This window comes from Streptosporangium sp. H13245, assembly GCF_055690525.1.
In genome coordinates this window covers 73,549-82,818 of the sequence record NZ_JBSZKT010000004.1, presented here as the reverse complement: position 1 = coordinate 82,818, position 9,270 = coordinate 73,549, and the positions used below count along the sequence as shown (strand labels likewise).

19 protein-coding genes are annotated in these 9,270 nt (G+C 69.5%); 15 read left to right on the top strand and 4 right to left on the bottom strand.

The window, feature by feature from the left end; translation table 11 throughout:
* Entirely contained in the window at positions 1-492 is a 492-nt protein-coding gene (locus ACW9TB_RS10080) for a hypothetical protein (protein ID WP_472747693.1), read from the bottom strand.
* A gap of 117 nt (positions 493-609) precedes the next feature.
* Here ACW9TB_RS10080 and ACW9TB_RS10075 point away from each other — a divergent pair, with 117 nt between their 5' ends.
* The gene (locus ACW9TB_RS10075; protein WP_472747692.1) at positions 610-996 is read left to right on the top strand and encodes a hypothetical protein; all 387 of its coding nucleotides are present in this window, start codon (positions 610-612) and stop codon (positions 994-996) included.
* A gap of 163 nt (positions 997-1,159) precedes the next feature.
* Here ACW9TB_RS10075 and ACW9TB_RS10070 read toward each other — a convergent pair whose 3' ends face one another.
* Positions 1,160-1,558 (bottom strand): recombinase zinc ribbon domain-containing protein, encoded by a 399-nt coding sequence (locus ACW9TB_RS10070; RefSeq protein ID WP_472747691.1) that lies wholly within the window; start codon positions 1,556-1,558, stop codon positions 1,160-1,162.
* A gap of 132 nt (positions 1,559-1,690) precedes the next feature.
* On the opposite strand from ACW9TB_RS10070, the gene ACW9TB_RS10065 reads away from it, so the two are divergent.
* From ACW9TB_RS10065 to ACW9TB_RS10045, 5 genes are all read left to right on the top strand, one after another.
* Positions 1,691-2,053 (top strand): hypothetical protein, encoded by a 363-nt coding sequence (locus tag ACW9TB_RS10065; RefSeq protein ID WP_472747690.1) that lies wholly within the window; start codon positions 1,691-1,693, stop codon positions 2,051-2,053.
* Positions 2,054-2,117: 64 nt separating this feature from the next.
* Complete coding sequence (locus ACW9TB_RS10060) at positions 2,118-2,393, top strand: hypothetical protein (RefSeq protein ID WP_472747689.1); 276 nt, start codon at positions 2,118-2,120, stop codon at positions 2,391-2,393.
* A gap of 84 nt (positions 2,394-2,477) precedes the next feature.
* Positions 2,478-2,726 (top strand): hypothetical protein, encoded by a 249-nt coding sequence (locus ACW9TB_RS10055; protein WP_472747688.1) that lies wholly within the window; start codon positions 2,478-2,480, stop codon positions 2,724-2,726.
* Positions 2,727-2,853: 127 nt separating this feature from the next.
* A complete protein-coding gene (locus ACW9TB_RS10050; RefSeq protein WP_472747687.1) occupies positions 2,854-3,684 on the top strand; it encodes a hypothetical protein in 831 nt (276 codons plus the stop codon).
* Positions 3,685-3,833: 149 nt separating this feature from the next.
* A complete protein-coding gene (locus ACW9TB_RS10045) occupies positions 3,834-4,016 on the top strand; it encodes a hypothetical protein (RefSeq protein ID WP_472747686.1) in 183 nt (60 codons plus the stop codon).
* A gap of 46 nt (positions 4,017-4,062) precedes the next feature.
* Here ACW9TB_RS10045 and ACW9TB_RS10040 read toward each other — a convergent pair whose 3' ends face one another.
* Positions 4,063-4,491 (bottom strand): RapZ C-terminal domain-containing protein, encoded by a 429-nt coding sequence (locus tag ACW9TB_RS10040; protein WP_472747685.1) that lies wholly within the window; start codon positions 4,489-4,491, stop codon positions 4,063-4,065.
* Positions 4,492-4,759: 268 nt separating this feature from the next.
* On the bottom strand, positions 4,760-4,987 hold the full coding sequence (locus ACW9TB_RS10035) for a hypothetical protein (protein WP_472747684.1): 228 nt from the start codon (positions 4,985-4,987) through the stop codon (positions 4,760-4,762).
* Between the two features lie 65 nt (positions 4,988-5,052).
* Between ACW9TB_RS10035 and ACW9TB_RS10030 the strand changes: the two genes are divergently transcribed.
* From ACW9TB_RS10030 to ACW9TB_RS09990, 9 genes are all read left to right on the top strand, one after another.
* The gene (locus ACW9TB_RS10030; protein WP_472747683.1) at positions 5,053-5,229 is read left to right on the top strand and encodes a hypothetical protein; all 177 of its coding nucleotides are present in this window, start codon (positions 5,053-5,055) and stop codon (positions 5,227-5,229) included.
* An 89-nt stretch (positions 5,230-5,318) separates the two neighbouring features.
* A complete protein-coding gene (locus ACW9TB_RS10025) occupies positions 5,319-5,579 on the top strand; it encodes a hypothetical protein (RefSeq protein WP_472747682.1) in 261 nt (86 codons plus the stop codon).
* A gap of 9 nt (positions 5,580-5,588) precedes the next feature.
* Positions 5,589-6,092, top strand: a complete 504-nt coding sequence (locus tag ACW9TB_RS10020; RefSeq protein WP_472747681.1) for a helix-turn-helix domain-containing protein — start codon at positions 5,589-5,591, stop codon at positions 6,090-6,092.
* Positions 6,076-7,350, top strand: coding sequence for a PBSX family phage terminase large subunit (locus ACW9TB_RS10015; RefSeq protein WP_472747680.1), 1,275 nt, complete (start codon positions 6,076-6,078; stop codon positions 7,348-7,350). Before ACW9TB_RS10020 ends, ACW9TB_RS10015 begins: the two co-directional genes overlap by 17 nt.
* 81 nt (positions 7,351-7,431) lie before the next feature.
* A complete protein-coding gene (locus ACW9TB_RS10010) occupies positions 7,432-7,650 on the top strand; it encodes an Acb2/Tad1 domain-containing protein (protein ID WP_472747679.1) in 219 nt (72 codons plus the stop codon).
* Positions 7,647-8,087: a hypothetical protein gene (locus ACW9TB_RS10005; RefSeq protein WP_472747678.1), complete on the top strand. Its 441-nt coding sequence runs from the start codon at positions 7,647-7,649 to the stop codon at positions 8,085-8,087. The genes ACW9TB_RS10010 and ACW9TB_RS10005 overlap by 4 nt, the downstream gene beginning before the upstream one ends.
* A complete protein-coding gene (locus ACW9TB_RS10000) occupies positions 8,084-8,683 on the top strand; it encodes a WDGH domain-containing protein (RefSeq protein WP_472747677.1) in 600 nt (199 codons plus the stop codon). Before ACW9TB_RS10005 ends, ACW9TB_RS10000 begins: the two co-directional genes overlap by 4 nt.
* Positions 8,683-9,138 (top strand): hypothetical protein, encoded by a 456-nt coding sequence (locus ACW9TB_RS09995; RefSeq protein WP_472747676.1) that lies wholly within the window; start codon positions 8,683-8,685, stop codon positions 9,136-9,138. Before ACW9TB_RS10000 ends, ACW9TB_RS09995 begins: the two co-directional genes overlap by 1 nt.
* Positions 9,138-9,260, top strand: coding sequence for a hypothetical protein (locus ACW9TB_RS09990; RefSeq protein ID WP_472747675.1), 123 nt, complete (start codon positions 9,138-9,140; stop codon positions 9,258-9,260). The genes ACW9TB_RS09995 and ACW9TB_RS09990 overlap by 1 nt, the downstream gene beginning before the upstream one ends.
* Positions 9,261-9,270 lie beyond the last annotated feature (10 nt).

Genomic DNA, 9,270 nt, shown 5'->3' with positions numbered 1-9,270 from the left:
TCAGGGCGTCTCGCGGGGGTAGGCCAGCCGGGTGGCGCGCGCCCGCTCCCGCCGCTGCTCACTGGCACGGTCGGACTCGAAGGCGGCTATCTCCGTGAGCATTCCGTGGGTGAGCTGGCCGACGGCGGTGCGGGCGTCGGCCTCCTCGGTTGCGGACTGGAGTTCACCGTCGGCGAGGTCGGGCGTCTTGCGGGGGCGGCCTGCGCGTCGCTCCCATCCGGCGTCGAAGGTCCGGATGTCCTCGCGGTCCCAGAGTTTCCCGGCCGCCAGCTCGTACAGCGGCGCCGGGAAATCGGGGCGCTCGGCGAGCTGGTGCACGCGGGCCCGGCTCACGTCGAGGCTCTGTCCGGCTTCGGCCGCGCCGACGAGTTCGGGGAGGCCGTCCTGGACGCGGGCGTCGGGGATCCCGGCGTCGGCGAGGGCGGCGTGGAGGAGGGCGAGGAGCTCGTCGGTGACGGGCTGGCCGAGGGTGATCGTGATGTGGTTTCTCATGGATTCAGCATGTCAAAACTCTTGAAGGATCGCAAGGGTTCATGCAATAATAGAGACATCGCAAGGGGGGGTGAGAGCCCCCGAGCGAGACAAATCCACAGAGAACAAGGAGTCCACATGGACGACTACCGCGACCACGAGGTCGACAGGCTCATGACCAGCTGGGAGAACCTCCTCGAGGGCATCGCCAAGATCCTCCACCGGCAGGGAATCAACATCGCGATCCCCACCGACATGGTGCTCCACGGCATCACCCAGGCCGCCCTTGAGCGGACCCTGGCCCACCTGCCCGCCCTCAGCCTCACCACGGCGGCGACCTTCGAAGCCACCATGGCGACCCGGGCGATCATCATCAAGTGGCTGGCCACCGGCGAACTCCTCACCGGCGCCTACGACGACCCGGCAGTCTGGAGGCTCGGAGCCGCCCTGATCCTCACCGAGGAAATCAAGGAGAAGATCAGCAGGGTTCACGAGCTGCTCGACCGCCGCGACACCCAGAACTGACACGAAGGCCCCCGGCATCCAGCCGGGGGCCTTCCTCGTTTCAGGGGGGCCGGTGGGGCGAGGCGCCGAGGCGCCACGACGTGAGAGACCCCACCGGCCGTTGACAACCCCACAGGGCCGCACAGCCCACGATATCCGGGCGGCCGATCGAGGGCGTGGCCGATCAGTCCTGCTTCCCGGGTGACGGCCGTGCGGCTGTCACCGCTGGATCAGCTTCGGGGCATACATGCCTGCCGCCGTCGGCGGTGATCGTCATGGGCTTCTGGCAGTGGCCGCACCAGGTGTGGCCCGACAGAGGGCTCACCTTGCCGGAGCGGATCAGCCACGGTTCGATCACCGTCCAGGACCACGCTGGAGACCCGTTGACCTCGCCGAGCGGGTCGGGCATCGGCTCTTCCCGGGGGCGGGAGGCGTTGCGGGCGGGACGGCCAGCGGCGGCCCAAGCAGCGCGGCGCTTTTCCCAGGACCTGACGTTGCCGACCGGGATGGTGGCGCCGTACCGCTCCTGGGTTCTGGCGACGATTTCGAGGGCGCCGACGACGTCGAGCGGAGTGTCTGCCATGCGGCGACCGTACCAGAAAAGCAACAGTCACGGTCAGGTAACAGATGACACGACTGCCATCTTTTTAGTACGCCCACTGTCACTTTTCTAGTACAGTCATACATGACAGCAGGAACGACGAAGGAGCCGGACATGACCAGCCTCACCGCCCCCCAGGCCGCCGACCTCATGACCGCCGCGATCCTCACCAGCCTCAACACCACCGCCCGCGACGAGATCATCCGCAGCCTGACCCCCGCCGACCGCCGCGCCGCCTACGCCGCCGCCAACCGGGCGCCCCGCCAGTGGCGCGAGAACGACGACACCGAGACGCGCGGCGAGATCACGATCGTCCCCTGCGACCACGGCGGCTGGCAGATCCTCCACGAGGGCGCCGAGCTCGCCCTCGACGCCGAGGGCTGCTGGATCCCCTTCTCGATCGCCGCCGCCGACATGGAGACCGTCATCTGGTCGCACCGTGACCTGGCGGTCGCCGCCGCCCTCGCCACCCTCTGAACCGCCCGGCCCGGGGGCGACCCCGGGCGCCGACCCCCTTCCACCCCGACCTCAGGAGCACGACATGACCACCACCACCCGCCACGGCGTCCAGGGCACCATCCGCACCGCCGAGGGAGAGCAGGTCAAGATCTACCCCGCCAAGAGCGCGGAGCACGCCGAGCAGATGCTCGCCGACCTGCAGGGCGTCCAAGAGCGCCAGGGCATCGAGGCGGACGCCGAGATCATCCCCCTCGCCGACGACGCCCCCACCACCCCCACGGTCGCCGGGATCGTCGCCGCCGCCCTCGCCGCCCCGGCGGCCACCAGGTTCTTCGCCGCCCTGAACCTCTCCGCCTGACCGGTAGACCTGCCCGGCGCTCCCACCGCGGGGGAGCGCCGGGCAGGCCGCCCGGCCTGGCACCTGAACCCAAGGGGAACCGAGATGGCGAACTACGACACCACCGAGATGGTCGCTTCCTATGAGGAGGGCGGTCGAACCTACGAGATCGACCACCTCGGCATTTGCTGCCCGAGCCAGCGAGGCGAGTACGCGGTTTACCGCGATGGCGAGCACGTCGCCGAGTTCATGCCCATGCTCTTCGCCGTCGTGCTGCCCGAAGACATCGACCGAGACGAGCTGATCCGGCTGGCTCGCGAGGCGGTAGCCGATGCAGAGCGAGAGGACAACTGACCTTCCCCAGCCAGTAGATTGATCATGAGAAAGGCGGCTCCCCGCCCGCCAGCGAGGAGCCGCCCCAAAACCGTCTACCACCAGCCTCAACACCGGCTCTCTCACTGTACGACCAGGGAGGCCGGGCATGCTGCCGAGCACCACCACCAACGACCACATGCGGCCCTGCGCCCGCGGCGCCCACTGCACCGCCCGCACCGTCGACCCCGCCACCGGCCGCACCACCCCGGCCTGGACGTGGCGGCCGCTCTGCGACGCAGACCGCGACCTCGTCCAGCACGCCCTCGTCCAGCTGCCCCGCCAGCACGCCGCCGTCGCCCGCGGCGAGGGCCAGGCTGACGGCGGCGACGGCATCAAGGTCGCCACCTCGAAGAACCCGGGCCTGCTCATCGACGTCGGCGCCGACGAGCTCACCCGCCTCATCGAGGAGACCCTCGTCTCCTGGGAAGAACGCGTCCGCGCCGTCGCCCGGCTTTCCCCGCTCGACACCGCGACGTCCCGGGCCCGCCGCGGCCACGTCGCCGTCGCCCAGGCCGCCCGGATCCTCGCGCCCCGCGTCGACGCGCTCCTGGTCCTCCGCTTCGAGCCGATGGTGCGCGACGGGGAGCTCGTCGAGCTGGACGGCCTCGACGCAGGCATCGAGATCCTCCAGCTCGCCTGGCGGTGCCGCGCGATGCTCACGGACACCACGGCGCCCGCCCGCCCGCTGAGCACGCCGTGCCGGTGCGGGCTCCGCCGCCTCGTCGAGATCCGCTCCTGGGATGACCGGCCCGACGGCGCGAAGTGCCTCAACTGCAAGACCGCCTACAGCCAGGCCCAGTTCGAGAAGCTGCGCGACGGCCGCCTCGGTGAGGCCCGTGCCCGCGCGGCCGCGCTCACGCCTGCCCTGCTCCCTACGTACGACCACGACCTGTCCGGCCGGACGCCTGCCGGATCCCACGCCCACGAGGAAGGATGAGCCCATGACCACCGAGCAGCCGCAGAAGGACCTGGTCACGTTCGTCGCCGCCTGCCTCAACGAGGACGCTTGAGGACGTCGTCCTCGCCTGGCTCCGCGACAATGGCCGCCTCACCACACCCCGGCGATCGTTCAGCGACTTCTGGGAGATGACCAGCCGCGAGTTCCTGGCCTACCCCCTCGATGAGCTGGAGTGGGGCGGGGCCGTCGACGAGGTGCAGAAGTTCGACCTCATGGTCTTCTGCTCGTCGTGCGACGGCGGGTTCCCCGCCTGGTTCGTGATGACCCGCGACGGATGGATCCGCCGAGCTCGCCCGCACGAATGCGCCTAGGCACTATGCACTGCTGTCAAGTCGCTGCCATCCCGGCACGCCCAGGTCAGCGTTCCACAACGTCCTTGGCGAGGTCACGGTGTTCCAGCGTGACCTCGAAGTCGCCGCCGAGGAACTCGGCTAGCGCCATGGTCACGGCTGCGGCGCGGTGTCGGCCGCCTGCGCATCCGACGGCGATCGTGAGCAGCCCGCCGGTGCTCGGGCCTTCCATGTAGGCGTTCGCCAGGGTGCAAGTGGACGTGATCAGGTTCCAGATGCCCGGCGTCGTTCGGACGGCTTCGCGGACCTCGAAGTCGTTGGCGGTCTTGTTCACGAAGTCGGGGTTGACGTGCGGATCCCGAAAGTGGTGGCGCAGGTCGAGGGTGATGTCTGCGGACGGGGCCGCGCCGTGCAGGTAGCCGAACGAGATGATCCGGATCACGGTGGGGACCGTGGACCAGTCGGCCAGGGCAGCCGGGGAACGGTCAAGTTCCATGGTGGGACTCCTCAGCGCTGGGGTGGCGCACCGGTCGGGGCGCCTGCTTCAAGATTGGTCTCCCGGCGGCGGGGCCGGAAGGGGTTTCCCGTCTCCTCCTGAGGTTGAGCCCCTCCGGCTCAAATCGCCGACCTCGCCTACACGAATGCGCTCACGCGGCATGATGGGTTGAGATACAGCAGGGGCTCCGATCCGACGTTGCGGGAGGAACCGGAGCCCCGCTGCTTACGGGCCTAGGAGGCGTACGCCTACCTGGGCCCACTTGCGTTCACAGGTCGCCGGGGTCGGCCGCGCGGTCCAGGTCGTCGAGGTTCACCAGGTTGCGGACCTCGACCTCTTCCTGGTTATTGATCCACTCCGAGACCCGGTCCATCAGGAACTCGTGGCCCTCCGGCGTGCTGATGTCGAGACCTGCCGCCTTCGTGGCAGCGGCGGCCTTCTCCATGACCTCGTTGGGGATGGGAACCTCAGCGTAGTGACGCATCGTCTCGTTCATGGCGCAAAGAGTAATCCGGTGTGGAGGCGGTCAGATGCCGGTTTCGCCCCTGGGAGAATGATCTCGTGGACGCCCCCGACTCCCCGCCGTACGTCCTGATGCCGTGCCCGCGCGGGGACGCCCTGCTCATCCCGCGCGGCCCGCTCGTCATCCGCCTCACCCCGGCCGAGCGCCACCAGCTGATCGCCGATCTGTCCGCGTTCGACACGCTCGCGACGAGCCCCACTTGCGCGACGGCCTGACCAGGTGTAACACTTCGTTCCGAATCTGGATGATCTGTACCCCCGAGCGCACCGCGCCGGGGGTTTCGTGTTTCCCGGGGGGTGACCTCGTGGACGGCGACCGCCCAGAGCCCACCACCCTCGCAGCAGCGGCCGAGCACCTCGAGCGGCCCCGGGCGACCCTCGGAGTCTGGGCCCACCGCTACCACGCCCGTCGCCTCGGCTCCGTCGGCCGGACCGCGATGTACGACGGCGTCGACCTGGCGACGATCGAGTGGCTCCTGCGCACCGGCCAACCCGTCCCCCGGACGTGGCAGGAGCGTGCGGCCCGCCGCCGCGAAGCCGCCGAGGAGGCGCAGCGAGCCGCGTGACTCCGGGAGGTGACCGTGGCCCATGCCCGCCCCGTCACCGAAGCCGAACGCGACCAGATCCGGCAGCTGCACGGCGAGGGTCTGTCGCTGCACGAGGTCGCCCGCCGCCTGAACCGAGCGCCCGGCACGATCAGTCGGCACGCCGCCGACATGGGCCTGTCCTGGGCCCGCACCCAGACCGCAGCCGCCACCGCGGCCCGCCAGGCCGACAACCGGGCGCTCCGCGCGCAGCTCGCCGCCGACCTCCTGCAGGACGCCATCCGCCTCCGCCGCCAGCTGTGGGAACCGTGCACCATCCACAACTTCGGCGGCAAGGAGAACACCCACAACAGCCACGACCTCGAAGAGCCGCTGTTTCGCGACAAGCGGGAGATCCTCGCCTCCGTCGCGATCGCCACGGACAAGGCGCTCCGCCTGACCGACTACGACACCGGCGACGACGCCGCGGCGATCTCCTCGCTCCTCGGCGGCCTGTTCGACACCCTCCAGGACCGGCATGGTCGCGGGGAGTAGCCTCCTGCTATCGGAGGCCCAGGAACGGTCGATCGCCCACGCGACCGCTCGCATCAACATCTGGGAAGGCAGCGTCCGCAGCGGGAAGACGATCGCGAGCCTCCTGCGGTGGCTCGTCTACGTTGCATCGGCGCCGCGCGGCGGCCAGCTTGTCGTCATCGGCAAAACGTACGACACCGTCTGGCGGAACGTGTTCGGCCCGCTGATGGACCCTGCCCTCTTCGGTCCGGCCGCCCGGCTCATCAGCTACACCCGGGGCGCACCGACCGCGATGATTTTAGGCCGCACCATCGAGATCATCACAGCCAACGACCAGCGCGCCGAGGGGCGACTGCGCGGCGGCACGTTCGCTGGCGCGTACGTGGACGAGGCCACGTTGATCCCGTCGAACTTCTGGGACATGCTCCTGTCCAGGCTGTCGGTCCCGGGAGCGAAGCTCTTCGCGACGACCAACCCGGACACCCCCGCGCACTGGTTGCGCAAAAAGTTCCTGCTGCGTAAGGGCGAGCTGAACCTCAGGTCGTGGCACTTCAGCATCGACGACAACCACGCCCTCGACCCCGAATACGTGCGGTCCCTGAAGTCCGAGTACGTCGGCCTGTGGTACCGCAGATTCATCGAAGGTGCGTGGGTCGCCGCCGAGGGCGCGATCTTCGACACATGGGACCCAGACGTCCACGTCGTCCAGGAGCTGCCGCTCATCACGGAGTGGATCGCTTGCTCGGTGGACTACGGCACAACCAACCCCTTCCACGCGGGCATCTTGGGCTTGGGTTCGGACCGGCGGCTGTACCTCACCCACGAGTGGCGCTACGACTCCCGGGTGAAGCACCGGCAATTGAGCGACGTCGAGTACTCCGCCCGGCTGCGGGCCTGGCTGGCCGAGGCGCCGATCCCGAGGACCACGCTCAAGGGCATCCAGCCGCGCTACACCGTGGTGGACCCCTCGGCTGCGTCGTTCCGCGTGCAGCTGCACACGGACCGGCTGACCAGCCTGCCCGGCGACAACGACGTCAACGACGGCCTGCGCAACGTCGCCAGCCTGCTGGCCACCGACCGGCTCAAGATCGCCGCCGAGTGCACCGAGCTCATCGAAGAGATCCCGGGCTACTGCTGGGACGAGAAGAAGACCGAGCAGGGCGACGAGCAGCCGATCAAGGTCAACGACCACGGTGTGGACATGCTGCGGTACGGCATCCACACCACGCAGGCCTCCTGGCAGCACAAACTCCGGCCGCCGCTGATCCTCGCCGCCTGATTCGAACACGCGTTTCACTTGCGAGAAGACGTATTCCCGGTAGTTACTCCATCCGCACCCCGCACCCACCTGGAGAAACCCATGGCACCCGAGGACATCGCCAACCGCTTCGCCTTCCACCCCGCCGACACTCCGGAACGGCAACGCGGCCACGAGGACGTCCGAGACGCATGCCGCGCTCTCGCCTCGGTGCTCGACTACATGCTCCCCGAGGGCCGCGAGAAGGCGCTCGCGCTCACGAACCTGGAGCAGACCATGTTCTGGGCCAACGCCGCGATCGCCCGGAGCGGTACCCGATGAGCGAGACCATCTCCGGCATCACCCCGGCCTACGCCGCCGCCCGCGCGGCCGCGCTGCTCGACGAGGCCGCCAACGAGGCATTCCACGGCAAGAGCTCGGCGGCCATCGTCGACAACCGGGTCACCGTCGCCAGGGGTTGGGCCGAGCTTCTCCGCTCGCTGTACACCGAGCCCACCCCGCTCCTCGAAATGCCCGGCTGGCCGCGCCTCTGTGGAGTCGACGCCGACATCGACGAGGTCGACCCCGAGCCGCCCGCCCGCGACGTCCCGCCCGACGTCGGCGCCGCCGCCCCGGTCATCCCGGAGGTCGTCCCGCTCCTGGCGGCCGTGAACTCGGTCAACACCCAGTGGGCCAGCGCGCTGCCCGAGCGGCGCGTCGAGCTCTACCGCGACGTCATCGACGCCGCCGAGGGCCTCATGAACTCGGAGGCGATGTGACCCCCGAGCAGGCGGCGGAGGCCGCCGCCAAGACCCTCGACGACGCCCGGCAGTACGGGATCGACCCGCACCGCGTAGCCGCCCTCGTGAGCATCGCCGACGCCTGGACCAGGCTCCACACCGCACTCAAGACGAGCCAGGGCCAGCCCGTGACGGTCAACATGTCGGGCGCGACCATTGAGGACCCCGACCGCGTTGCCCTGCGTGAGAAGCTCCGAGCGGAGTTCGCCAAGTACGAGTTTGAAACCGGGCTCGTACGGTCGGCCTCCAGCCAGGCCAAGCCGGAGCCCGCTCCGGAGATCGGCGCCTACCGGGAGCGGGCCGCGCTCATCGCCCACCTCGCCGCGATCTACCCCTCCGTCATCGCTTACGCCGACCGGGACGAGCCCGACTGGCCGGTCATCTACATCACCACCCCGCACGGCCAGCTGTCCTGGCATCTGGCTGAGGCCGACCTCGACCTGGTCCAGCACGTGCCCGTGGCCGTCTCGGAAGCCGAGTGGCCGGGCTGGGATGGGCACACGACCGCCGAGAAGTACGAGCGCTTGGCCGCCTGCGTCAAGGACACGCACCTCGACACCCGGCACGCGACCTGATGGAGCGTCGCGCTCATCTGCACCTCAGCCCCACCGGCCGCGCGAACGCCATCGAGCTCGACGGCCAGGTCCTCCCCGGCGTCCGCAGCATCACCCTCACCGCGAAGGCCGGCCAGCCGCCCCAGCTGACCGTGGACCTCGACACTTACGAGGTCAAGATCGGCGGCCTGCTCGCGGTCGCCGTACCGGACAAGACCAGGGACGCGCTGGTCGCGCTCGGCTGGACACCCCCGCTCGCCTCGCGGTTCTGGCTGTGTGGCGACGAAAACGGCGAGGTCAGTCTCCACTGCCGTGACTGCTACCACGGCGGCCGACCGATCGCTCACTACGACCCCCTCGGCAACGCACCCCCCGCCCCGGAGGTCGAGGCCGTGACCACCATCTCCGTGCTGCTCGCCGCCGCCACTCGCCACGAGGCCAGCGCGCACGGCTCGAACCCACCGCTTTCGACCTGATGACCGACCTCTTCAGACACCGCATCGAGATCGAAACCGCAGACGGCGATCTCGTCCTCACCACCGCCGAGCGGGTGACCGACGCCCTGATCGCACTCGGCTGGACCCCACTCGCCCCCTGAGAGGATGCAT